23 protein-coding genes and 1 pseudogene are annotated in these 23,153 nt (G+C 70.8%); 6 read left to right on the top strand and 18 right to left on the bottom strand.

Annotated features, from left to right (window positions below; genetic code table 11):
- The 11 genes from ABTY62_RS34320 to ABTY62_RS34270 all read right to left on the bottom strand — a co-directional run.
- Positions 1 to 3,456: beta-ketoacyl synthase N-terminal-like domain-containing protein (locus tag ABTY62_RS34320; protein WP_352133320.1), on the bottom strand; the 3,456-nt coding region annotated here is incomplete at its 3' end.
- A gap of 127 nt (positions 3,457 to 3,583) precedes the next feature.
- Positions 3,584 to 4,045, bottom strand: a complete 462-nt coding sequence (locus tag ABTY62_RS34315) for an Lrp/AsnC family transcriptional regulator (protein WP_352133319.1) — start codon at positions 4,043 to 4,045, stop codon at positions 3,584 to 3,586.
- Between the two features lie 41 nt (positions 4,046 to 4,086).
- Positions 4,087 to 5,019, bottom strand: coding sequence for an NAD(P)-dependent oxidoreductase (locus ABTY62_RS34310; RefSeq protein WP_352133318.1), 933 nt, complete (start codon positions 5,017 to 5,019; stop codon positions 4,087 to 4,089).
- 267 nt (positions 5,020 to 5,286) lie between these two features.
- On the bottom strand, positions 5,287 to 6,078 hold the full coding sequence (locus tag ABTY62_RS34305) for an ABC transporter permease (RefSeq protein ID WP_352133317.1): 792 nt from the start codon (positions 6,076 to 6,078) through the stop codon (positions 5,287 to 5,289).
- Positions 6,075 to 7,052: an ATP-binding cassette domain-containing protein gene (locus ABTY62_RS34300; RefSeq protein ID WP_352133316.1), complete on the bottom strand. Its 978-nt coding sequence runs from the start codon at positions 7,050 to 7,052 to the stop codon at positions 6,075 to 6,077. The genes ABTY62_RS34305 and ABTY62_RS34300 overlap by 4 nt, the downstream gene beginning before the upstream one ends.
- A gap of 67 nt (positions 7,053 to 7,119) precedes the next feature.
- Positions 7,120 to 7,464 (bottom strand): hypothetical protein, encoded by a 345-nt coding sequence (locus ABTY62_RS34295; protein ID WP_352133315.1) that lies wholly within the window; start codon positions 7,462 to 7,464, stop codon positions 7,120 to 7,122.
- A 195-nt stretch (positions 7,465 to 7,659) separates the two neighbouring features.
- The gene (locus ABTY62_RS34290; RefSeq protein ID WP_352133314.1) at positions 7,660 to 8,085 is read right to left on the bottom strand and encodes an SHOCT-like domain-containing protein; all 426 of its coding nucleotides are present in this window, start codon (positions 8,083 to 8,085) and stop codon (positions 7,660 to 7,662) included.
- A 20-nt stretch (positions 8,086 to 8,105) separates the two neighbouring features.
- Positions 8,106 to 8,366: a hypothetical protein gene (locus ABTY62_RS34285; protein ID WP_352133313.1), complete on the bottom strand. Its 261-nt coding sequence runs from the start codon at positions 8,364 to 8,366 to the stop codon at positions 8,106 to 8,108.
- On the bottom strand, positions 8,363 to 8,725 hold the full coding sequence (locus ABTY62_RS34280) for a DUF2089 domain-containing protein (protein WP_352133312.1): 363 nt from the start codon (positions 8,723 to 8,725) through the stop codon (positions 8,363 to 8,365). Before ABTY62_RS34280 ends, ABTY62_RS34285 begins: the two co-directional genes overlap by 4 nt.
- Positions 8,726 to 8,848: 123 nt before the next feature.
- Positions 8,849 to 9,178: a branched-chain amino acid transporter permease gene (locus ABTY62_RS34275; RefSeq protein ID WP_352133311.1), complete on the bottom strand. Its 330-nt coding sequence runs from the start codon at positions 9,176 to 9,178 to the stop codon at positions 8,849 to 8,851.
- On the bottom strand, positions 9,171 to 9,815 hold the full coding sequence (locus ABTY62_RS34270) for an AzlC family ABC transporter permease (RefSeq protein ID WP_352133310.1): 645 nt from the start codon (positions 9,813 to 9,815) through the stop codon (positions 9,171 to 9,173). Before ABTY62_RS34270 ends, ABTY62_RS34275 begins: the two co-directional genes overlap by 8 nt.
- A gap of 165 nt (positions 9,816 to 9,980) precedes the next feature.
- Here ABTY62_RS34270 and ABTY62_RS34265 point away from each other — a divergent pair, with 165 nt between their 5' ends.
- Positions 9,981 to 10,439, top strand: coding sequence for an Lrp/AsnC family transcriptional regulator (locus tag ABTY62_RS34265; protein ID WP_352133309.1), 459 nt, complete (start codon positions 9,981 to 9,983; stop codon positions 10,437 to 10,439).
- An 80-nt stretch (positions 10,440 to 10,519) separates the two neighbouring features.
- On the opposite strand, the gene ABTY62_RS34260 is transcribed toward ABTY62_RS34265, so the two are convergent.
- Together ABTY62_RS34260 and ABTY62_RS34255 are read right to left on the bottom strand one after the other, a co-directional pair.
- Positions 10,520 to 11,566, bottom strand: coding sequence for an amidohydrolase family protein (locus ABTY62_RS34260; RefSeq protein WP_352133308.1), 1,047 nt, complete (start codon positions 11,564 to 11,566; stop codon positions 10,520 to 10,522).
- Between the two features lie 31 nt (positions 11,567 to 11,597).
- Positions 11,598 to 12,194 carry a 2-keto-4-pentenoate hydratase gene (locus ABTY62_RS34255; RefSeq protein ID WP_352133307.1) on the bottom strand — a complete coding sequence of 199 codons (597 nt, stop codon included), beginning with the start codon at positions 12,192 to 12,194 and terminating at the stop codon, positions 11,598 to 11,600.
- 17 nt (positions 12,195 to 12,211) lie between these two features.
- Here ABTY62_RS34255 and ABTY62_RS34250 point away from each other — a divergent pair.
- The 3 genes and pseudogenes from ABTY62_RS34250 to ABTY62_RS34240 form a co-directional block, all read left to right on the top strand.
- Positions 12,212 to 12,424, top strand: a pseudogene (locus tag ABTY62_RS34250) (alpha/beta fold hydrolase); the annotation flags it as partial.
- Positions 12,421 to 13,455 (top strand): VOC family protein, encoded by a 1,035-nt coding sequence (locus ABTY62_RS34245; RefSeq protein WP_352133306.1) that lies wholly within the window; start codon positions 12,421 to 12,423, stop codon positions 13,453 to 13,455. The pseudogene ABTY62_RS34250 and the gene ABTY62_RS34245, both read left to right, overlap by 4 nt.
- 178 nt (positions 13,456 to 13,633) lie before the next feature.
- Positions 13,634 to 14,251 (top strand): TetR/AcrR family transcriptional regulator, encoded by a 618-nt coding sequence (locus tag ABTY62_RS34240; protein ID WP_352133322.1) that lies wholly within the window; start codon positions 13,634 to 13,636, stop codon positions 14,249 to 14,251.
- 1 nt (position 14,252) lies between these two features.
- Here ABTY62_RS34240 and ABTY62_RS34235 read toward each other — a convergent pair whose 3' ends face one another.
- On the bottom strand, positions 14,253 to 14,888 hold the full coding sequence (locus ABTY62_RS34235; protein ID WP_352133305.1) for a TetR/AcrR family transcriptional regulator: 636 nt from the start codon (positions 14,886 to 14,888) through the stop codon (positions 14,253 to 14,255).
- A gap of 172 nt (positions 14,889 to 15,060) precedes the next feature.
- Here ABTY62_RS34235 and ABTY62_RS34230 point away from each other — a divergent pair, with 172 nt between their 5' ends.
- Positions 15,061 to 16,692 carry an MFS transporter gene (locus ABTY62_RS34230; protein ID WP_352133304.1) on the top strand — a complete coding sequence of 544 codons (1,632 nt, stop codon included), beginning with the start codon at positions 15,061 to 15,063 and terminating at the stop codon, positions 16,690 to 16,692.
- Positions 16,693 to 16,759: 67 nt separating this feature from the next.
- Here ABTY62_RS34230 and ABTY62_RS34225 read toward each other — a convergent pair whose 3' ends face one another.
- The 4 genes from ABTY62_RS34225 to ABTY62_RS34210 form a co-directional block, all read right to left on the bottom strand.
- Entirely contained in the window at positions 16,760 to 17,818 is a 1,059-nt protein-coding gene (locus ABTY62_RS34225; protein WP_352133303.1) for an iron-siderophore ABC transporter substrate-binding protein, read from the bottom strand.
- 130 nt (positions 17,819 to 17,948) lie between these two features.
- Positions 17,949 to 18,767: an ABC transporter ATP-binding protein gene (locus tag ABTY62_RS34220; protein WP_502997577.1), complete on the bottom strand. Its 819-nt coding sequence runs from the start codon at positions 18,765 to 18,767 to the stop codon at positions 17,949 to 17,951.
- Positions 18,768 to 18,785: 18 nt separating this feature from the next.
- The gene (locus ABTY62_RS34215) at positions 18,786 to 19,892 is read right to left on the bottom strand and encodes a FecCD family ABC transporter permease (protein ID WP_352133301.1); all 1,107 of its coding nucleotides are present in this window, start codon (positions 19,890 to 19,892) and stop codon (positions 18,786 to 18,788) included.
- A gap of 2 nt (positions 19,893 to 19,894) precedes the next feature.
- Entirely contained in the window at positions 19,895 to 20,884 is a 990-nt protein-coding gene (locus ABTY62_RS34210; protein WP_352133300.1) for a FecCD family ABC transporter permease, read from the bottom strand.
- Positions 20,885 to 21,164: 280 nt separating this feature from the next.
- On the opposite strand from ABTY62_RS34210, the gene ABTY62_RS34205 reads away from it, so the two are divergent.
- Positions 21,165 to 23,111, top strand: a complete 1,947-nt coding sequence (locus tag ABTY62_RS34205; RefSeq protein WP_352133299.1) for a potassium transporter Kup — start codon at positions 21,165 to 21,167, stop codon at positions 23,109 to 23,111.
- Positions 23,112 to 23,153: the final 42 nt, after the last annotated feature.

The following is a 23,153-nucleotide window of genomic DNA, read 5'->3' as shown; positions in this document are numbered from 1 at the left end:
GTTGATGGACTGGGCGAAGACGGGTGAGGTTTCCAGCAGGCGCAGTCCCATCCCGGCCCACTGACCACCCTGACCCGGAAACACAAACACCACCCGGGCACTGGCCCTGCCGGCCAGACCGGTCACCACCGAAGCATGGGGCTCGCCGGATGCCACCGCCTCCAGGCCGGGCAGGAAGTCGGTGCGGTCCTGGCCCAGGATGACGGCGCGATGATCGAAGGCCGACCGGCCCACGGCCAGCGAGTGCCCCACATCGGCCGGATCCAGCTCCGGCTCGGCGCTCACGAACGCGTGCAGCTGTCGTGCCTGAGAGCGCAGCGCCTGCGCGGACTTCGCTGAGATCACCCAGGGCAGAGGCAGTGGCGGGCGGGTGGCCACAGGGCTGCCGTCCGAGGTGTCGGCGGGCTCCGCGGCGGGTGCTTCTTCGAGGATGACGTGGGCGTTGGTGCCGCTGACACCGAAGGAGGAGACACCGGCTCGGCGCTGGTGACCGTGGTCCGGCCAGGCGACCGAATCCGTCAACAGCCGCACCGTCCCGGCCGACCAGTCCACGTAGTCGGACGGCCTGTCCACGTGGAGCGTGCGCGGCAGCACACCGCGCCGGATGGCCAGCACCATCTTGATGACCCCGATGACGCCGGCGGCCCACTGGGTGTGTCCGATGTTCGACTTGACCGACCCCAGCCACAACGGCCGGTCACCCGACCGGCCCTGCCCGTACGTCGCCAGGAGCGCCTGCGCCTCGATCGGGTCGCCCAGTTTGGTGCCCGTGCCATGCCCCTCCACCGCGTCGACGTCCGCGGCCGTCAGCCGGGCGTTCGCCAGGGCCGTGCGGATGACACGCTGCTGTGACGGACCGTTGGGCGCCGTCAGGCCGTTGCTCGCCCCGTCCTGGTTGACGGCCGACCCCCGCACCACTGCCAGGACCCGGTGCCGGAGTCGGCGAGCGTCGGAGAGCCGCTCCACGAGCAGCATGCCCGCGCCCTCGCCCCAGCCGGTGCCGTCGGCCCCGGCCGCGTAGGCCTTGCAGCGCCCGTCCGGCGCCAGTCCCCGCTGCCGTGAGAACTCGATGAACATGCCGGGGGTCGACAGCACGGTCGCCCCGCCGGCCAGCGCCAGCGAGCATTCCCCCGACCGCAGCGCCTGGATCGCCAGATGCAGCGCCACCAGGGACGAGGAACACGCCGTGTCCACGGATATCGCGGGCCCCTCCAGGCCCAGGACATAGGAGATCCGCCCCGAGGCGGCGGCGCCGATATTGCCGGTGACCAGATAGCCCTCCAGCTCCGGTGACGCCTGGTGCATGCGGGGGCTGTAGTCGAGCGGAGCCACACCCGCGAACACCCCGGTACGGCTCCCGCGCAACGTCTCCGGGGCGATGCCCGCCCGCTCGATGGCCTCCCACGCGGTCTCCAGCAGCAGTCGCTGCTGAGGATCCATCGCCACCGCCTCGCGCGGGCTGATCCCGAAGAACTCGGCGTCGAACTTGTCGGCATCCCGCAGGAAACCGGCTTCCCGCTGGTAGTACGTGCCGGGCCGGGCTGGGTCCGGGTCGTAGAACTTCTCCGGATCCCAGCCGCGGTCCGACGGAAAGGGGGAGAGCGCGTCGACGCCGTCGGCAAGCAGCTCCCACAGCTCCTCCGGGGTGCGCGCGCCCCCGGGAAACCGGCCGGCCATGCCGATGATGGCGATCGGGTCCTCGTCGGTGATCGCCGCGCCCCCCGGGGCAGCCGGACCGCGGCCGTCGGCCGGGCTCGGCTCCGCGCCGGTGTCCTCGGGGGCGAAGAGGAGGGAGTGCAGATGGTCGGCGACCGCGGTGGGCGTCGGGTGATCGAAGGCCAGAGTGAAGGGCAGGAGCAGCCCGGCGGCGTCGCTGAGCCGATTGCGCAGTTGGACCGCGGCTGCCGAGTCGAAGCCGATGGCGCCGAAGTTCTCCTGTCGCGCCACGGTGGGGAGCGCGGCGTCGGCCTCCGCGACGCTCCCGAGGACATGGGCGGCCTCAGCGCGGACCAGGTCGCTCAGCCGCCGCTTGCGCTCCGCCACAGAATACGGAGCCAGTCGGTCCACCAGGGCTGATGTGCCGGGTTCCGCGGTGTCCGCGGTGTCGTCGGGGCCGTCTGGGTCGTCGGACGTGTCCGTCGGCAGCTCGACCGGACGGCCGCCGGGCACCGAGAACGCCGGTACGGGATCAATCGGCGCGCCCCGTACGTACAGCTCGGCCAGCGCGGTGCGGAATCCGTGGAGTCCCGGCTGGCCACGGTGCAGTGTCGGCGCGACCACCACACGCTCGCCGCGGACCACCTCCTCCGCGGTGGCCTGCACGCACATGGCCAGCGTCGGATGCGGGCTCACCTCGACGAAGCACCGTTGCCCCGCCCGCAGCACCTCCGTCGTCGCGCTCTCGAACCGGACCGTGGTGGCGACGTTCCGGTGCCAGTAGGACGCGTCGAGTCCTTCGGTGTCCAGGAGCCCTCCGGTGACCGACGAGTAGAACGGCACCCGCGAGGCCCCCGCGACGATCGATGACAGCGAGCCGACCAGATCATCCCTCAGCACGTCCACCAAGGCCGTGTGCGCGGCGAAGTCGATCGCCACCTCGCGGGCCCGGACGCCGGTGTCGGCGAGGTGGGCCAGCAGTTCTTCGGCGGCTTCCCGATCGCCGCCCACGACCGTCGCCATGGGGCCGTTGACCGCGGCGATCGTCAGCCGGCCCGCCCACCGTCGCAGCAGCGGACGCAACTGCGCTTCGGACTGTGCGACCGCGATCGACGCCCCGCATCCGGAGAGCGCCATCTCGGCGCGGCTGCACTCGATCACCACTCGCGCCGCGTCGGAGAGCGACAAGGCGCCGGCCACATGAGCCGCAGCGGCCTCTCCGATGCAGTGTCCGACGACGGCCGTCGGCTCGACCCCGTGGGACCGCCACAGCTCGCTCAGCCCGACCATGACGGCGAACAACGCGGGTTGCACCACATCGGTCCGCTCCAGGAGCGGTGCGCCAGGAGCACCCCGGAGCACCGCCTCCAGCGACCAGGCGACGTGTGGTTGGAAAGCGTCCGAGCAGTCGTCGATGGCCTGCCGGAAGACGGGGCTGGTCGTCAGGAGATCCGCCGCCATCCTGGGCCACTGGGTGCCCTGGCCGGGAAAGATGAACACCACGCCGTCGCCCGCAGCCGCCGCCGTACCCCGGACGACACCGGGGGCGTCCTCGCCCCGGGCCAACGCGTCGAGCCCCCGCAGATACCCCTCCCGGTCCGGGGCGAGCACCGCCGCGCGGTGCGCCGACGCCGGACGCGTGTGCGCCAGCGAGTGGCCGATGTCCTCCACCGGGAGCCGAGGGTGGTCGGCGACGTGGTCATGGAGCCGTCGCGCCTGAGCGAGCAGGGCGGCGGTGGTACGCCCGGAGAGGATCCACGGAAGACCGGCGGCCGCGCTCTCGCCCCGAGGCTTGGGCAAGTGAACCATCTCCAAATCCGGCAGAGGCAACAGTCAGGACCAGACGTTCATGGACTTATATGGCAGTCCGGTAGAGGGCTGGTCGGTTCAGACTTGAAAGTGCCTCAACGCCGTGGTGACAGTTGCCTTAGAGCGGAAGTTCGGAAGTCAGCTTGATCTTCTGCATCGGGATCTCCGTCTTGACGCTCTGCACACCCCTGATGCGTGTCAGATGGTCGAGCTGGAACTTGCGGTAGGCGTCGAGATCCGCTGCCACCACGCGGAGCAGAAAGTCGCAGTCGCCCGCCATCAGGTGGCATTCGACGATCTGGGGCAGCAGCTTCACTTCCTCGGTGAAGTGTTCAACGGTTTCGGCGTCCTGGCCGGTCAGCCAGATCCGTGCGAACACGGTGAGGCCCATGCCGATCTTCGCCGGGTTGAGCAGCGCCACATAGCGCTCGATCACTCCGGCCTCTTCCAGCATCTTCACCCGGCGCAGGCAGGGTGAGGGCGACAGCCCCACCTTCTCTGCCAGTTCGACGTTCTGGATCCTGCCGTTCTCCTGGAGCGCCCGGAGAATGCGGCGGTCGATGGCGTCCAGCTCCTTCACGGAGGCCTGCCCTTCTTCCTGTTTGTGAGGCATCTGAGGCATCAGGTGCGGTTGGCCGGGTCGATCGCTTCGGTGCGGGCCTCGATGGCCTCGATGACCGACACCATGTCGAGTCGGCCGTTGCCGAGGCCCACACTCTCGCCGTAGAGGGAGCTGCTCAGGTCGAGCAGGGGGGACGCCACTCCCGTGGCGCGCGCCGCGTCGGCGATGAGCCGGGTACTGGCGTACGCGTCGGAGGTGGCCGCCTGGACCGAGAAGTTCCGCTCGATGAGCATGGGGATCTTCACCCGGGTGACGCCGCAGGCCATCGGGCCCGCGTCGACGGCCTCCTTGAAGTTGTCGAGGTCGAGGCCGTGGCGGTCGGCGAAGTGCACGGCTTCCGCCAGGCCGGCGAGCATGGTGTTCAGATACAGGTTGACGGCCAGCTTCATCAGGAGCCCGTTGCCGACCGGACCGCACACCACGGTTTCCCGGCACATCGGGGCGAGCAGCGGACGGACCTCGGACACGGTGTCCGGAGCGCCGCCGAGCATGGCGACCAACTGGCCGGCCTCGGCGGGCTTCTTGGAACCGGACACGGGTGCCTCGACGAACCGGCCGCCTGCGGCGTCGACGTCCGCCGCGAGCCCGCGCGCATAGTCGGGTGCGGTCGAGCCCATGGACACGATGACATGGCCGGACACCAGCTTCGCGAACTCGGGCGTGCCGCGGCCCAGTACCGCGTCCGTGACCTGCTCGTTGACTAGCATGACGATCACCGTGCGGGTGCGGCTGAACACCTCGTCCACACTGCCCGCGACGGACGCGCCGAGGGCGCGCAGTGGTTCGGCGCGCTCGGTGGACCGGTTCCACACCACGAGGCGGGTACCGGCCTTGGCGAGGTTGAGAGCCATGGGCTGGCCCATCACGCCGAGCCCGACAAAGCCGATCTCCGCCTCGGGCGGGGAAACGGGGCGCTCTGCCGTGTGTGTCATCTTCGGAACTCCTGGGCGTAGTGGAGGGCCGATCTCCGGTCCCTTTCCGCGGTGGGATGTAGCCCACTTATCGACTCATGGCAGGGTAGTTCAGACAGCGCGGCATTCGATTGCGCAGAATGCCGAAGAGTGACTTCTGTGAGGAATCGAATGCCATGGATTCTGATGTCCATGGCATCGCCTGCTGCGGTGCTGGTGTCAGGGGCGGCGGCCTTTCCTGGCTGGGGCGGGACGAGCTGCGGGAGGTGGCCCGCGCGCTCGTGGCGGTTACTTCGGGTCGCGCTTGAACGACGCCGTCGACCAGCGGTAGCCGAGCGCGGCCAGGCCGATGGACCAGGCGACCGCGATCCACCCGTTGTGGCCGATCTCGGTGCCGAGGAGCAGGCCGCGCAGGGTTTCGATGGTGGGTGTGAAGGGCTGGTATTCGGCGATCGGCTGGAACCACCCCGGCATCGCGTCGATCGGGGTGAAGGCGCTGGAGACGAGCGGGAGGAGGATCAGCGGCATGGCCATGTTGCTGGCGGCTTCGGCGTTCGGGCTGGCCACGCCCATGCCGACGGCGATCCAGGTGAGTGCCAGGGCGAAGAGTGCGAGGAGTCCGAAGGCTGCGAGCCAGTCGAGGGCGGTGGCGTCGGTGGAGCGGAAGCCGATGGCCACGCCGACGGCGCCGACGAGGATCACGCTGGCGATGGCTTGGAGGACGCTGCCGATGACGTGGCCGATGAGTATGGAGCCGCGGTGGATGGCCATCGTACGGAAGCGGGCGATGATGCCCTCGGACATGTCGATGGAGACGGACACCGCGGCCCCGATGACGGTGCTGCCGATGGTCATCAGCAGGATTCCCGGGACGACGTAGGCGATGTATTCGGAGCGGTCGGCGCTGCCGCCGCCGATGCCCGAGCTCATCGCGTCGCCGAAGATGTAGACGAACAGCAGCAGCATCATGATCGGCGTGAGCAGCAGGTTCAGGGTGCCGGAGGGGTAGCGCCACGCGCGCAGCAGATTGCGGCGGAGCATCGTGTTCGAGTCGCGGGCGGCGAGGGAGAGGGAGCTCATCGGACGTTCTCCTTGGGCTGGTTGGTGGCGCTGGTGAGGGCGAAGAAGACGTCGTCGAGGTCGGGGGTGTGGACGGTGAGTTCGTCGGCTTCGATGCCGGCGGTGTCGAGCCAGTCGAGGATGGAGCGCAGTTCGCGTTGGCTGCCGTCGCTGGGGATCTGGAGCGACAGCGCCTCGTCGTCGCGGGTGGCCTCGCGGAGCGTGGTGGCGGCGGTCTGGTACGCGCCGGGGTGGGTGAAGCGGAGGCGGATGTGTCCGCCGGGGATGAGGCGCTTCAGTTCTTCGGCGGTGCCTTCTGCGGCGATGTTGCCGTTGTTGAGGACGGCGATGCGGTTGGCGAGTTCGTCGGCTTCGTCGAGGTATTGGGTGGTGAGGAAGACGGTGACGCCGTCGGTGACGAGTTCGCGGATGATCTGCCACATGTTGTGGCGGGAGCGTGGGTCGAGGCCGGTGGTGGGTTCGTCGAGGAAGATGATGCGTGGGTTGCCGACGAGGGTCATGGCGATGTCGAGGCGGCGTTTCATGCCGCCGGAGTAGGTGGAGGCGGGCTTCTTCGCGGCCTCGACCAGGTCGAAGCGCTCCAGCAGTTCCGCGGCGACCCGCCGCCCCTCCCGCTTGGAGAGGTGGTGGAGGTCGGCCATGAGGAGCATGTTCTCCTCGCCGGTGATCAGGCCGTCGACGGCGGAGAACTGCCCGGTGACACCGATCGCGGCACGCACCCCGTCCGGTGACGTGGCGAGGTCGTGGCCTGCGACCTGGGCCTGCCCGCCGTCGGCGGTGATGAGCGTGGAGAGGATCTTCACGGCGGTGGTCTTGCCGGCGCCGTTGGGTCCGAGCAGCGCGAACACGGACCCGGCCGGGATGTGCAGATCGATGCCGTCGAGGACGGTCTTGTCGCCGTAGGACTTGCGGAGACCGACGGTGGAGATGGCGGCCGGCGACTGCGGACCATCGCCCCGACTGGATGTGGGCATGACAGAAGACCCTCCCATTCGAAGGCTGAAGTGACGGGGGGAGTGCGCGAGTTGGCGGGGCCGGTGCTCAGACCTGGACGCGAACGATGCCGACGTTGCTGTGGGCGGTGGTCGCGTGGACGTTCAGGCCAACGGTGGTGACGGCGGCCAGGGAGGCGGAGAATCCGCGGGCGGCGGCGCCCGACACGTCGTCGGCCTGAGTGCACGGTACGACCATGCCGCGCACGGCTTCGGCGATCCGGATGTCGCCTTTTGGGGTGTTGATCTCCGCTGGGCCGCCGCCCAGGCGGTCGACCGACACGTTGGCGGCGAGGAGAGTGAGACGGGCGCTCGCGGCCTCGTAGAACTTGGTCGAGCCCCTGCGTGCCCTCGAAGGCGAGGTCGCCGAGCCGACGGGCAGCCGGATGGTCACCTCAAATGGATCCGGAGCTGCCGAGGATCCGGTTCTTCGCCGGTGAGGCGCGATCCGCGGGACGCCGCCGCCTTCACGTCGCGGCCCTTCAGGGCGTCCGCGGGCAGGGCCTCGACCGTGGTGTCGGTCCGGTCGGCCGCGATGAACCGGACGTGTCTCGCGGGGATGTCGAGGGCGGCCGAGACCGCGGCGGTGTCACTCGCAGAACACCTGCACCTTTCCGCCGGGGTCGTCGACATCGACGGTGACCTCGTCGAGGTGCTCGACGAGCTCCTCGAGGTGCTGCGGCTTGAGCTCGGCGAGGTCGATCGGTACCCCTGACTTGTGCAGCTCCGCGTTGACCTTGGTGACCGCCTGCGGAGGGATGAGGCTCGTGAGCCGGACCCCGGCGCGCAGCAGTTGTAGCGGGACCTGGACGTTGATGTGGCCCGGCCCGTCGCCGTAGTCCGCCCAGCTCACGACCACGCGCAGGTACTTGGGCCGGCGCTTCGGGCGGGTCGTGGCTCCCGGCAGCGACTCGGGCCGTTCTCGTTCGAGGGCGTCCATCAGCCTCTCGGCCTCGTCCGCGGTGATCTTTCCCGCGGCCAGCATCTCCAGGATCTGGCGGCGCTGCTCGTTCATCGTTGCTCTTCCCCTCGGGCTCATCTGATGCTTACCAGCACTGCCGTTCGGCCTTGGTCGAGCTCGAACCGGGTGCCGGGCAGCGCCCACAGCAGTTGCCCGGCGCCGCGCAGCGCGCCCACCGGGCTCACCCGGGTGGCGAGGCATGCGATCACTCCGCCCACCACGGCGAGCAGCAGCAGCGGCGATAACACCACCGCTACCGGCAGGACCGGGACGTACAGCCGCCGCCAGCGGCCGTCGGGGCGGCGACGGCGTACCGTGACCAGCTGCGGGATCATCGGGACCTCTCCAGCTCGGCCAGCGCCTCCTGGGCACTGATCTCCCCCCGCTGTAGGCGGTCGATGACGTCGGCGCTGGTGGGCGCCGGGTCGGTGTCGACGAAATCGAGGTGCTCGGCGATCCGTCTCAGCCGGGACTTGATCGTCGGGTAGCTCACCCCGAAGATCCGCTCCATCTCCTTGATCGAACCGTGCGACCGTACGAACGCGGCGACGAACACTTGGTCGTCGACGCCGAGCCGTGCCAGCTGCGGTGGCTCGAACTGACCCTCGACCGCGACGCCGCTGCCGACCAGCCGGATCCGCTCGACCACGAACGGCTGCCCCTGCGTCAGGTCCGTCAGTTCCTGCCAGTCCACCCTCGGCTCCCCTGTTCTCGGCGGCATGCTGTTGATTCATTTTTATCTTGAGTTTTTTAAGGCGTCAACGCGCAAAGCTTAATTTCTCTGATCTGATCTTCAATGATTCGGCCTGCGAGGTCGTCAGCTTGCGAAGACGGTGCTGGTGAGGGCGACGTAGGCGGCCGTGCCCGTCAAGATGCTCAGCAGAGCGTTGCGGCGCCACAGGTGGAGGCCGACCGTGGCGGTGAGCGCCACCAGCGGGGCCACCGCGCCGGACGCGCTCATCGGCACGTCCCGCAGGCAGTAGACGAGCAGGATCACCATGACCCCCGCCGGCATGCGGGTGCTCAGGTACTGGATGGTCCGGCTGGCGCGCAGTGGTGCCAGGAGGGTGAAGGGGAGGGCGCGCAGCGCCCAGGTGACGGCGGCGGAGAGGACGACCGCCGAGAGGACGTACAGGGGATCAGGCATGTGAGGCCCCCTTGCGCGCGATGGCGTGGCGCGCCAACAGCGCGGTGGTGAACAGGGCGAAGGCGCCCAACAGCGGCTGACCGGGCAGGACCAGCCGCGCCACCAGCGCGCTCAGCAGCGCCAGGAGGGGGGTGGGCAAATCGCCGCGCCGCTCGCGCACCGCGTCGACGGCCAGCACGGCGAAGAGGGCGGTCATGGCGAAGTCGAGCCCGGTGACGCCGTCGGGGATGAGCGAACCGAGCAGGGCGCCGGCGGTGGCCCCACCGATCCAGTACAGGTGCATGAAGCCCTGGAGCCAGATGACGCGCCGCCCCGACCAGGAACGTGCCCGCTCGCCGGTGGTCAGGGCGTAGGCCTCGTCGGTGAGGGCGAAGGTGCTGTAGGCCTTGGCGAGTCCGCCCCGCACACGGTCCAGGGGGAAGGACAGCGCGTAGAAGACATGGCGGACGTTCACCAGGGAGGCGGTCAGGGTGATCGTCGTCAAGGGTGCCGCCGCGCCCAGCAGGCCGACCAGCAGGAACTCGAACGATCCGGCGTAGATCAGGCTGGTGAACACGCTCGCCCACCACCAGTCGAGACCGGACTGGGTCACGAACACTCCGAAGGCGAGCCCCAGGGGCACCAGTCCCAGGCCCACGGAACCCGAGTCCCTGAGAGCGGACCGGAGGTCGGAGGCGGCACCGGGAGGCGGGGCGGGATGGGGGAGGGCGGAGTGTTCTGCGACAGTCGGTTCTCGCATATGGGAAATGATAGAAGGAAAATCGGGCATTTTGATTGCCAATAGTGGCGTTAGAATCCGATCATGGGCAATCAATCGCAACTGGATGTCGTCGACCGCGCAATCATCTTTCAACTCCAGCAGGATGGCCGACTGACCAATCTCGAGTTGGCGAAACGGGTCGGCCTGACCCCGGCGCCCTGTCTGCGCCGGGTCAAGCGTCTTGAGGAGGCCGGCGTCATCGTCGGCTATCGGGCGGTCGTCGACCCCGTCGCCCTCGGGCGTGGCCTCCAGGTGTGGGTGGAGGTCGAGGTGTACGCCACCGACCAGAAGACCATCGAGACGTTCGAGGACACGGTGGCCGGATACGACGAGGTCGTGGACTTCCACCGGATGTTCGGCCGCCCCGACTACTTCCTCCGCGTGGCCGTCGCCGACCACGCGGCCTACGAGGGTTTTGTGACCGGGAAGCTGACCGGTCTGCCCGGTGTCCAGCGGATCACGTCCCACCTCGCCATGAAGAAGATCAAGGCCGAGGCCTGAGGTCCGGCCTCCGGCCCGGCCTACGAGGAGCAGGAGGCCGCCACGGGCGTGAGCTCCCCGTAGCCGGTGGTGAGGGGCCCTCAGTTGGTCCCGGGCTGGATGAGCTTGAAGAAGAGGCGGGCGCCGGCCCGCTGCGCGGACTGGCGCAGCCGCACCGGGAGCGGACGGGCCGGAGCAGGCGTGGGGGCGCCGGCCAGGCGGGGGAAGAGCGCCTCGGCGTTGGTGCGGTTGACGGCCGGGAGGGTGCCGGGGCCGACGCCGCTGTCGAGGCCGTTGGCGAAGTACTGGCCGGCGGCGGCCGGCGCGAACGGCCAGTCGCTGCCGAACAGGACATGGCCGGGGCGGGCGAAGGCGAGCAGCGTGGGCAGGGCGGTGGGGCTGGAGGAGAGCGCGGTGTCGAAGTAGAAGCCACGGAAGTCATCCAGGATGTCGAGGGGGCTGCGCCCGGTGTCGCTGCCGAGGGCGACGGCCATGCGGTGGGAGGCGTACGGGAGGAAGCCGCCGCCGTGGCTGAGGATGAACCGGATGTTCGGGTACCTGCGCGGGATGCCGTTGCGTACGAGGAGGTAGGCGGCGCGGGTGGTGTCGAGGAGGAAGTCGGTGGCGAACGGCGGGATGCCGTCGACGGCGGGCGCGGGCAGTTCGGCCGGGTGGACGAGCACGACGCCGCTGTGTGCGTCGAGGACCCGCCACAGGGCGTCCTGGCCGGCGTCGCCGAGATAGATGCCCCGGTTGTTGGCGAGCAGGGTGACACCGTCGGCCCCCAGCTCGGCCAGGGACCGCTCGGCCTCCTTGGCCGACGCGTCGACATCGGGCATGGGCAGGGTGGCGAACCAGCCGAAGCGGTCGGGGCGCTCGGCGGTGAGCGCGGCGGAGCAGTCGTTCAGGCGCCGGGCCAGGGTGGCGGCTTCGGCCGGGTCGGTGAGAAAGCCGGTGCCGGGGGTGGAGACGGAGAGGATCGCCGTGGCGGTGCCGAGCAGGTCCATCAGTTCCAGGGCCGACTCGGGGCTCCAGTCGGGCAGGGTGCGGCCGCCCGCCTCGGTGATGCCGCGCTTGGCGAGCGCGTCGCGGTAGAGGGGCGGGACGAGGTGGTGGTGGACGTCGATCCGGCGGGGGGTGGTGGTCATGGGGCAGGCCTCCCGGCTTCTCTCGAACGGGTCAGACGAACGTCACCGACACGGGCCCGAGGCCACCGAAGCGCGCCTCGGCCCGCTGGCCGGCGCGGACTGAGGGGGCGGTGGTCATGGCCCCGGGCAGCACCACCTGGCCCGGTTCCAGGGCCGTACCGAAGGTGGCGAGGGTGTTGGCCAGCCAGGCGACCGCGGCGGCCGGATGGCCCAGCACCTCGCGCCCGCTGCCCGACGCCACCGGCTCGCCGTCGACGAGCAGCTCGGTGGTGACGGCGGCGAGGTCGGGCACATCGGCCAGGGGCGTCCAGGGCCCGTGGACGAGCCCGGCGGAGCTGGCGTTGTCGGCGACGGTGTCGACGAGGGTGATCTTCCAGTCGCGGATGCGGCTGTCGACGATCTCCAGGGCGGGCGCGACGGCGTCGGTGGCGTGGAGTACATCCTCGACGGTGATGTCGGGGCCGCGCAGGGGCCGGGCGAGGCGGAAGCAGATCTCGGGTTCGACGCGGGGCAGGCAGTAGCGCGCGGCTGGGACGCAGGCGGCGGGGAAGGGGCCGGCGTCGCGGTGGACCATGTCGTCCAGCAGATGGCCGAAGTCGGGCTCGTCGACGCCCAGGAGCCGCCGCATCGGGGCCGAGGTGAGGCCGAGACGCCCGGCTCGCCCGGCTATCCGTGCCCACCCTGGTGCTGTGGGGTGCCGCGGACAGGGTCAACCGGCCCAGCGGTGGCCGGATGCTGGCCGGGCGCATGCCCAACTGCGATCTGTACATGGTCGCGAACACCGGCCACTGGGTGCAGTGGGAGCGCGCCGAGCTGTTCAACCGGATGTGCGCCGACTTCCTGGCAGGCCGCCGGTGAGCACGTACGACGCCCCGTCCGTCTTCGGCGCGGTCCATCTCGGCTACCTCGTCATCGAGACCAACCGCTTCGCCGACTGGCGCCGCTTCGGCACCGACGCCATCGGCATGCACCACGACGGCCTCGACGCCGGCCTGATGCGCTTCCGCCTCGACGACCACGAATGCCGTTTCCTGCTGCGGCGCGGACCTGCCGAGGACGTCGTCGCCACCGGCTGGCACCTCGACGACCACACCACCTTCGAGCGGATCGAGGCCCGGGTACGCGCCCATGGCGTCCCCGTCGTCGAGGGCAGTGCCGAGGAGGCGAGGACGCGCGGAGTCGAACGCCTGCTGCGGTTCCCCGGGCCCAAGGGCATCGCCCAGGAGATCTGCACCACGCCGGTCGTCTCGCCGGAACCCCTGCGGATGCTCGCGTCCGGATGGATCACGGGTGACTCGGGCATGGGCCATGTCGCGATCACCTCGGCCAGACCGGGCCTGATGCGCCGCTACTTCAGCACCGTCTTCGACGCACGTCTCACCGACCGCATCGACGAGACCATCAGCGGCGTCAAGCTCAGGATCCGCTTCCTGCGCGTCAACGAGCGACACCACTCCCTCGCGATCGCCGCCGTCCGTGGTCTGCCGATCGACCCGGTCCACACCCGCGTCCAGCACCTCAACATCCAGGCCGCCGACCTCGACGACCTGGCTCGCAGCTATGAGCGGGTGCATGAACTGGGCTTCGGCATGGCCCTGTCCGTCGGTCAGCACACCAACGACAAGGAGTTGTCCTACTACGCCCGCACGCCCTCGGGGTTCGAGTGGGAGGTCGGCTGGAACCCCCTCGTGATCGACGAGAGCACCTGGGAGCCCAGCACGCACCAGGGCATCAGCGTCTGGGGCCACACCCCGGTCGGCCGGACCATCGTCGACAAACTCGCCCAGTTCCGCCTCGGGGCCCGCTCCCTCGCCCGCCCGGAGAAGACCGTTCCGGCCCTCAGCGGCGCCGGAAAACGGGGAAAGGTGATGAAATCATCAGAAATGTGACGTCGAAGCCCGCGTTGCTAGACTCACACGTATGCCGACGTCAGCACCGTCCCGCAACCGCTTCGAGCGGCGTCGCGCCGAGACCCGGCAGGCCCTCGTCCGCCGTGCGGCCGAGCTCGACTGACGAGGGATGAGTGCCTTGCCCAAGCCTGCCGTCCGCGCCGCCGTCCGTGAACCGATGCGGCGCAACTCGCGCTCCAACCGGGCGCGCATCCTGGCCGCCGCCCGGGAGGAGCTCGGCCGGAACCCCGATGTGACCCTGGAGGAGATCGCGCGGGCCGCCGGGGTGGTCCGCCGTACGCTCTTCGGGCACTTTCCGGGGCGCGCGGCCCTGCTGGACGCCCTCGCCGAGGAGGCGTCCGAGGCTCTGCGCGGCGTCGTGACCCGGGCGCCCGGCGCCGAGGAGACGCCCCAGCGGGCCCTGGCCCGGTTCGTGCTGTCGATCTGGCCGGTCGGCGACCGCTACCGGCTGCTTCTCGCGCTCGCCCGCCAGGACCTGGGCACGGAACGGGTGTCCGAGATCCTCGCCCCGGCCCGCGACGAGGCCACCGCCATCCTGGAGCGAGGCCAGGGGGCGGGCGTGTTCCACGACCACCTGCCCGCGGCGGTGCTGAGCGCCGCCCTGGAGGCCCTGACCCTCTCGCTGCTGGAGAGCGTCAACGCGGGGACGTGGGAGGACGACGGGACGCGCACCGCGGTGGCCTCGCTGGTCGCGGCGGGTGTGTCCGATCAGTCGGCGACCGTGATCGTCGAGGACATGGCGTCGGAGCTGCGAGCCGAAGCCTCCGACGGCTGACCTAAGCGCTGACGGGCTCGGTACGGCCGAGTTCCTGGACCCGGGCGACGGCGAGGCGGCCGTCCGCGCCCACCGCGATCAGGGCGGCCGTCGCGGTGCGTGTGCCGTCGTCGTTCAAGGCCCCGGTGTTCACGCACTCCAGGAGTGCCAGCAGAAGCCTCTCGAGTGCTCTGCTCAGCGGCGCGGGCGGAACGCCGGTCCGGAAGACGCCCTGCCGCTGCCCGCGCTCGATGATCGCCGTCGCCATGTCGCGGGCGGGGGAGAGGATTTCGTTCGCGCGTTCCGCCCCCAGGCCCTGGGGCGCGAGCCTCAGCAGCATGCGATAGCGGTCGCCGACGGGCCACAGGGCCAGGACGAAGCGCGCCATGGCGGTGGCGGCGTCGGGGTCCGGGGCCGCCACGCCCGCGAGGGCGCGTCTCAGTGCCTCCGCGGCGTCCGCGGCGAGCCCCTCGATCAGCGCCGGCCGGCCGGCGAAGTGGTCGTAAACGGTGCGGCGCACCACGCCGGCGGCCTCGGCGATGTCGGTGAGGCTGCTGTCGGGATCGCGGCCGAGCTCCTGCCGTGCCGCCTCGAGGATGCGGGCCCGGGTGTGCCGCGTCCGGCGGCGCCCACCCCCCGTGACGTGCGTGCTGGTCATGTCGGACCTCCGGTTGGCGGGAGAGGGCGGCTCAATATTTGCACATCGATGGGCAACAAATTAGTCTGCACATCGATGGGCAAATAACTGCCCGCGGTGCCGTGGCCGTGCTCGCACTGCTCCCGCCGATCCGCGCATCCCCGTAGCCGCCGCTACGCACTGAGGAGCTCCGATGCCGTTCTTCGTCAACACACCGGCCGAGAAGATGACGGCGCCCTATCCACGGCGCTGGTGGGCCCTGCTGGTGCTGTGCCTGAGCCTGCTGATCGTCGTCATGGCGAACACGTCACTGATCGTGGCGGCGCCCGACATGACGCGGGATCTCGGCCTGTCCAGTAGTGACCTTCAGTGGGTCATCGACGGCTACACGGTCCCGTACGCCGCGTTGATGCTCGTACTGGGCTCGATCGGGGACAAGTACAGCCGCCGCGGTGCGCTGATCCTGGGCCTGCTGATCTTCACGGGCGGCTCGGTGATGGGCGGCCTCGTCGACGAGACCAACCTGGTCATCACCGCCCGCGCGATCATGGGTGTGGGCGCCGCCGTCGTGATGCCGGCCACCCTCTCCCTGCTCGTCGCGATCTTCCCGAGGGCGGAGCGCGCCAAGGCCATCACGGCCTGGAGCGCCACCTCCGGCCTCGCCATCGCCGCCGGCCCGCTGGCCGCCGGATGGCTGCTGGAGAGCCACGCCTGGGGCTCCACCTTCCTGATGAACGTCCCCGTCGCGGTCCTCGGCGTCGTCGGCGCGCTGCTCCTGGTGCCGCCGTCCAAGGCGGAGAAGATGGGCCGGATCGACTACGTCGGCGGTCTGCTCTCGATCGTCTCCGTCGGCAGCCTGGTCTACGCGACCATCGAGGGTCCGCACTTCGGGTGGGGCGTCGGCCCGGTCACCGCGGCCGTGGTCGCCGGCGTCGGCCTGCTGGCCTTCGCCGCCTGGGAGCTGCGCCACCCGCACCCCATGCTGAACGTGCGCAAGTTCAAGGAGCGCGCCTTCAGCGGCTCGATGCTCGCGGTGCTGTTCTTCTTCTTCGGCACCTTCGGCTCGATCTACTACGCCACCCAGTTCCTCCAGTTCATCCTCGGCTACGACGCGCTGGAGACCGGCATCCGACTGCTGCCGCTGGCCGGAGCCGTCTTCGCCGGCGCCGCGGTGACCGGCCGGCTGGCCCCGAAGCTGGGCGTGAAGCCGGTGGTCGGGACCGGCATGGCGATCGGCACGGCGGGCGTCTTCCTGCTCACGCGGATCGAGTCGGGCTCGGCGTACACCGACTTCCTGGCGCCGCTGCTGCTGCTCGGCTTCGCCATCGGCCTGAGCCTGGCCCCGGCCACCGACACCGTCATGGGCTCCTTCCCCGAGTCGGAGCTGGGCGTCGGCGGCGGTGCCAACGACACCGCGCTGGAACTCGGCGGCTCTCTGGGCATCGCGATCCTCGGCTCGCTGCTGGGCACCGCCTACCGCGACAAGCTGACCGACCTGGTCGGTGGCCACCTCCCGGCCGCCGCGCTGGACATCGCCAAGGACTCGGCGGGTGGCGGCCTCGCCGTCGCCGAGCAGGTCGCGAAGAACCCCGGCGGCGGGCCGCAGCAGGCCCAGGCCCTGGTCGACGCGGTCCATGAGTCCTTCGCCCACGCCGTCGCCCACACCAGCCTCATCGGCGCCGCCATCATGGCCGTCGGAACCCTGATCGTCGTCGCGGTCCTGCCCGCCCGAAAGGCCGCCCGAAAGGCTGCGGGAAAGCACCGCGAGGAGGGGCCGGCGGCGGAAGCGGCCCGGGCCGAGGAGTACGCGGACGCCGTTCGGTGATCAGCCCGGACCCCCGGGAACCCTGCCCGGCCTCGCCCCGACGAGGCCGGGCAGGCGCCCGTCGCGGTCAGGACGCGGGCTGTGTCACCTTGGTGGCGGGCTTGCCGTCGACCGCGGCGGCCAGTTGCGGGACCAGCCGGTCGAGCGTGTACGGCAGACTCAGGACCGTCACGAAGGAGATGGCGTTCCCGTAGTCGCTGGACTCCTTGACGTACACCTCGCGGTCCTGTTGAGCCACCTTCAGATCGGCGTAGAGGGGGTTCTTGCCGAGCTTGGCCTCGTCCTCGGCCGGGTCGGCGACGATCCACACGATCGCGTCGGTGTCCAGCAGATCGGTGCGCTCCTTGCTGATGTTGGCGCCGAACTCGTCACCGATCACCTTGTCCAGGTCGGCGGGGAGGGTGAAGCCGAGATCGGTGAGGACACGGGAGCGGGGGTCCTGGCTGCCGAAGACGAAGATGCCGTCGTAGGGGGTGGCCATCACCGCGTCGGCCCCCGCGAAGGCCGGGTGTTCGGCGGTCGCGGCCTTGAAATCGGCCTGGACGCCCTTGACCAGTTCCTTCGCCTTGGTCTGCTGCCCGAGCGCGGTACCGATGATCTCGGTCTGCCGCTGCCACGGAACGCCGAAGTCGTTGTACTCCTTGGGCTGGGCGACCACGGGCGCGAACTTCGACAGGGTCTCGTACTGCTCCTTGGCGAGGCCGCCGTAGACCGCGAGGATCAGGTCCGGCCGGAGCGCGGCGATCTTCTCCGTCTGCGGCCCTGTGCCGGTGTCCTTGAGCACGGTCGGCGTCTCCGCGTCGCCCAGTTCGTCCCGGGCCCAGGGGCCGATGGCGCCCTTGTAGCCGCCGTTCCACTCGGTGGTGCCGACCGGAACCTTGCCCAGGGCGAGGACGGCGTCCTGGTCGGTCAGTCCGACCGTGACGATCCGCTTGGGCTCGCTCTTGACGGTGGTGGTGCCGTACTTGTGCGCGATGGTCACCGGAAAGGCGCCGCCCGAGGCGGCCGGCTTCCCGTCGTCGGTCCCGGAGTCCTCCCCGGAGCCGCAGGCGGTGGCGGTGCCGAACAGGAGCAGTACGGAGGCGAGCACCGCGGCGAGCCGGGTGCCTCTCAAAGAGCCGCGCATCAGTGGTCCTTCATGGTCGGGTCAGGTCGGGTCGGTGCCGTGACGGTGCGTGGTGGGTGTGCGGCCGCGGGCCGCCCACTCGGTGGCCCACCCCAGGAGGCGGACTCGGTCCCCGGCCACCAGGCCGGCGCTAAGTCGATATCCGGCGCTCCCGGTGGTGGCGCCCCATCGGGATGACCATCGGGGTGCCGCTGACCGGGTCCGGGGCGACCTGGCAGCTGAGGGCGAAGACGTCCTCGACCGTCTCGGCGGTGATGACCTCGGCGGGGGCGCCCTCGGCGACGATCCGCCCCGCCTTCATGGCCACCACGTGGTCGGCGTAGCGGCAGGCCTGGTTGAGGTCGTGCAGCACCATCACCACGGTGCGGCTCTCCCGCCGGTTGAGGTCGGTGACCAGGTCCAGGACATCGATCTGGTGCGCCAGGTCCAGATAGGTCGTCGGCTCGTCCAGCAGCAGCGCCGCGGTGCCCTGGGCCACCGCCATGGCGATCCAGGCGCGCTGGCGCTGGCCGCCGGACAGTTCGTCCAGCGGCCGGTCCGCCAGCTCGGCCATGCCGGTGGCGGCCAGCGCCCGGTGGACGGCCTGCTCGTCGGCGCTCGACCACTGCCGCCACCACGTCTGGTGCGGTGAACGGCCGCGCCCCACCAGGTCGATGACGGTCAGCCCGTCCGGCGCGGCCGGGCTCTGCGGCAGGATGCCCAGCCGCTGGGCCAGCTCCCGGGTCGGGATGGAGCGCAGATCCCGGCCGTCGAGGTGGACGGCGCCCCCGCGCGGCGCGAGCAGCCGGGCCAGGGCGCGCAGCAGGGTGGACTTGCCGCAGGCGTTGGCGCCGACGATGGCCGTGATCCGGCCGGGGGGTACGGCCAGGTCGAGGCCCTCCACCACCGTCCGGTTGTCGTAGGCCAGGCGCAGACCACTCGCCCGCAGGTCCGGGTCGGGCGCCGACAGGGGATCAGCCGACATGGATCAACCTCCTGAGCCCGCGCGGTTGGCGCGGACGAGCAGCCAGAGCAGGACGGGCGCGCCGAGCACGCCGGTGACGATTCCCACCGGCAGCTCCGTGCCGGAGATCAGGGTGCGGGCGATGAGGTCGCCGCCGAGCACCATCAGCGCCCCGGCCAGCCCCGAGGCGACCGTGGGCGGCCAGGCGGTGCCCGCCAGCCGCTGGGCGATCTGCGGTGCGGCGAGCGCCACGAACGCGACCGGGCCGGCCGCCGCGGTGGCGAAGGCGATCAGCCCCACGCCGGTGAGCAGGACGGCGAGCCGCACCGGCTGCACCCGGGTGCCGAGGCCGGTGGCGACGTCGTCGCCGAGTTGCAGGGTGCGCAGCAGCCGGCCCAGCAACAGCGCCGCCGGCAGCAGCACCGCCAGGGCGGCGACGAGCGGCACGGTCTGGGACCACGTCCGGCCGTTGAGGTTGCCCACCAGCCAGCCGAGGGCGGCCTGCGCCTGGAAGCGGCCGCCCTTGGCCATCAGGTAGTCGGTGGCGCTGGTGCAGATCCAGGCCACCCCGATGCCCACCAGGATGATCCGGTAGCCGGTCGCGCCGCGCCGCCACGCGAGCGCGTACACGGCCAGCGCGGTGACGAGCGCGCCGAGCAGTCCGAGCGTCTGGGTGCCGAGCCCGCCGTCCCAGCCCAGCACGATGCCCGCCACCACGGCGGTGCCCGCGCCCTGGGTGAGGCCGATCATGTCCGGGCTGGCGAGCGGATTGCGGGTCATGGTCTGGAAGAGGCCACCGGAGACGCCGAAGGCGATCCCGGCCAGCAGGCCGACCAGGGCCCGCGGCAGCCGCAGCTCCCGTACCACCAGGACGGTGGCCGGGTCGCCGGAGCCGGTGAGGGCCCGTACGACATCGGTGAAGGCGATCGGGTAGTCGCCGATCGACAGTTCCCAGCAGAACAGGAGGAAGACGGCGGCGGCGAGCAGCGCGCACAGCGCCACCAGCCGGGGCCGGAGAATCCCGGACACGGGCGGTACGGCGAGCCGGTAGCCGCGGAAGGACCGTACGGGCGGACGTCCTTCGGCGGCCGGGATCCTCGGCGGCCGGGGCGTGGAGCGGAAGACGGCCATCGTCACACCTCCGCCAGCCTGCGCCGGCGGACCAGGGCGATGAAGAACGGCCCGCCGATGAAGGCGACGATGACCCCGGCCTGCACCTCGGTGGGGCGGGCGATCATCCGGCCGACGATGTCCGCGGCGAGCAGCAGACCGGCCGCGAGCACGGCGGACAGCGGCAGCAGCCAGCGGTGGTCCGGGCCGAGCCCCGCCGACTGGGCGAGGACGCGGGCGAGGTGAGGGACCACCAGGCCGATGAAGACGACCGGCCCGATGGCCGCGACCGCCGCGCCGGTCAGCAGGGTGATCGCGGCGACCCCCTGGAGCCGGACCAGGCCCAGCCGCCGCCCCAGCGAGGTCGCCACGTCGTCGCCGAGGGCCAGGCTGTTGAGGGCCGGTGCGCAGGCGAGGGCCAGGGCGGCGCCCGCGAGAAGGAAGGGCAGCATACGCAGCACCGTGGCACCGTCCTGGTCCGCCATCGAACCGGCCGACCAGAAGCGGAAGCGGTCCAGCGCGTCGGGGTCGGTCAGCACAACGGCGCTGGTGAGCGACGAGAGCAGCGAGGTCACCGAGATGCCGGCCAGCGCCAGCTTGACCGGTGACGGGCCGGAGCGCCCGAGCCCGCCGAGGAGATAGACCAGGAAGCTCGCGGCGAGGGCGCCGGCGAAGGCGAACCAGATGTACCCGTGGAACGAGCCGAGCCCGAACACCCCCGCCGCCAGCACGATGGCGAACGACGCGCCCGCGCTGACCCCCAGCACCCCGGGGTCCGCGAGCGGATTGCGGGTCAGGGCCTGCATGACGGCGCCGGACAGGCCGAGGGCGGCGCCCGCCGTGAGGCCGAGCGCGGTACGCGGTACCCGGGCCGACCAGACGATGTTGTCCACGAGCCGGCTCGGCGGGTCGCCGAACAGCGCCCGCACCACCTGGTCCGGCGGGATACTGGCCGCGCCGAGGGCCAGGGACAGCAGACAGATCATCCCCAGCGCCACGACCAGCAGCGTCATGAGCAGCAGGGGACGGGCTCTCTCTCCTCGCCTCACCGCACGGTCCCCGACGGGCAACTCCGTTGAATCCGGAGTGGTTTCATCGCCCTGCGGAACATGGGATCCCCCACTCAGCGCCCCTTTTGGTTAGGCAAACCTTACCTTAGTTTGATCGCGATCCTCAGGCTGAGCCGCGCGCGACGCACAGCACGGCGTCCGACCCGTCGCGCGGTGGGATCGGTATCGTCCGCTCCAAGGCACCAGGCCCGCGGCGCGGCAGCCCACGCGGAGGAGGAACACGATGGTCGATCGCGGTTCCGCGGCGCGGCCGCCGGAGGCTCGTCGGCCGAGCGCGTACGACACGGCGCGTCTCGGGCTGGTGGTCGGCGCTCTCGGGGTGGTCTTCGGCGACATCGGGACCAGCCCGATCTACACCCTCCAGACCGTGTTCAACCCGCGCGACCCACACCCCGTACCGGTCACCACCGAGAACGTGTACGGGGTGGTGTCGCTCGTGTTCTGGTCGGTGGTGATCATCGTGATGGTCACCTATGTGCTGCTTGCGATGCGCGCCGACAACGACGGCGAGGGCGGCATCATGGCGCTGATCACCCTGCTGCGACGGTGGAACTCACAGCAGGGCCGGCGCACCACCGCCGCCCTGGCCGCGCTGGGCATTCTCGGCGCGTCGCTGTTCTTCGGCGACAGCATGATCACCCCGGCGATCTCGGTGCTGTCCGCGGTCGAGGGGCTCAAGGTCGTCGAGCCGTCGCTGGAAAGCGCGGTCGTGCCGATCACGGCGGCGATCATCGTGGTCCTGTTCGTGGTGCAGCGCAGGGGAACCGCGGCGGTGGGCCGGGTGTTCGGGCCGGTGATGATCGCCTGGTTCCTGGCCATCGGCGCATGCGGTGTCCTCGGCATCGTCGACCACCCGGAGATCCTCAGGGCGCTGTCGCCGTCATACGCCCTGGGCTTTCTGTACGGCCATTTCGGCACCGCCTTCTTCGCCCTGGCCGCGGTCGTGCTCGCGGTCACCGGCGCCGAGGCGCTCTACGCCGACATGGGCCACTTCGGCCGCCGGTCGATCACCCGGGCCTGGCTGGTCCTCGTCTTCCCCGCGTGCGTGCTGAGCTACCTCGGCCAGGGCGCGCTGATCCTCGCCGATCCGCGCAACATCAGCAGCCCGTTCTTCCTGCTCACACCCGACTGGGGACGGCTGCCGATGGTCCTGCTGGCCACGGCGGCGACGGTGATCGCCTCCCAGGCGGTGATCACCGGCGCGTACTCGGTCGCCTCGCAGGCCGCCCAGCTCGGCTATCTGCCGAGGCTGCGGATCGCGTACACCTCCGAGTCCACCATGGGCCAGGTCTATGTCCCCTGGGTCAACTGGCTGCTGATGGTCTCGGTCCTCACCCTGATCTTCGCCTTCCGCAGTTCCACGGCGCTGGCCTTCGCGTTCGGCATGGCGGTCACCGGCACCATCACCATCACCACCCTGCTGTTCTTCCACGTCGCCCGCGCCAAGTGGGGCACGCCCGTCTGGCTGCTCACCATCGGCGCGACCGCGCTGCTCCTCGTGGACCTGCTGTTCGTGGCGGCCAACCTGACCAAGCTCGTCCACGGCGCATGGCTGCCGCTGCTGATCGGCCTCACGGTGTTCACCATCATGACGACCTGGCAGCGCGGCCGTGAGCTCGTCACCGCGGAGCGGGTACGGCTCGAGGGCTCGCTGAGCGAGTTCATCGAACAGCTCCGCGGCGGGAGAGCGACGCTGCTCCGGGTCCCCGGCACGGCGGTCTTCCTCAACCGGGGCAGGCAGACCGCGCCACTGGCCCTGCGGGCCAACGTCCAGCACAACCACGTGCGCCACGACCACGTCGTGATCCTGTCCATCGAGACCGAGCCCGTGCCGCGCGTCCCCGCCGACGAGCGGACCGTCATCGACGACCTCGGCTACGCCGACGACGGGATCGTCTATGTCGCCGCCCGGTTCGGCTACATGGAGACGCCGGACGCGCCCGGAACGCTGGCGATGCTCGATCCGGCCCGGACCGAGGGGCGGTTGCGGCTGGACGAGGCGTCCTACTTCCTGTCGAAGATCGAGCTCCGGCGCGGGACGGCCACGACGATGGCGCCCTGGCGCAAACGGCTGTTCATCGCCACCTCCTACATCACGGCCGACGCCGCCGAGTACTTCGGCCTTCCCCGCGACCGCACGGTCATCATGGGCTCGCGCATCGAGGTGTAGGCGCGCGCCGGTCGCCGAGGGCGGTCCGGGGCTCTGAGCGCG

Source organism: Streptomyces sp. NPDC097640 (assembly GCF_040302705.1).
GTDB lineage: Bacteria > Actinomycetota > Actinomycetes > Streptomycetales > Streptomycetaceae > Streptomyces.
Note: the sequence above shows the minus strand (reverse complement) of the source record. Positions and strands in the feature narration are given on the sequence as shown.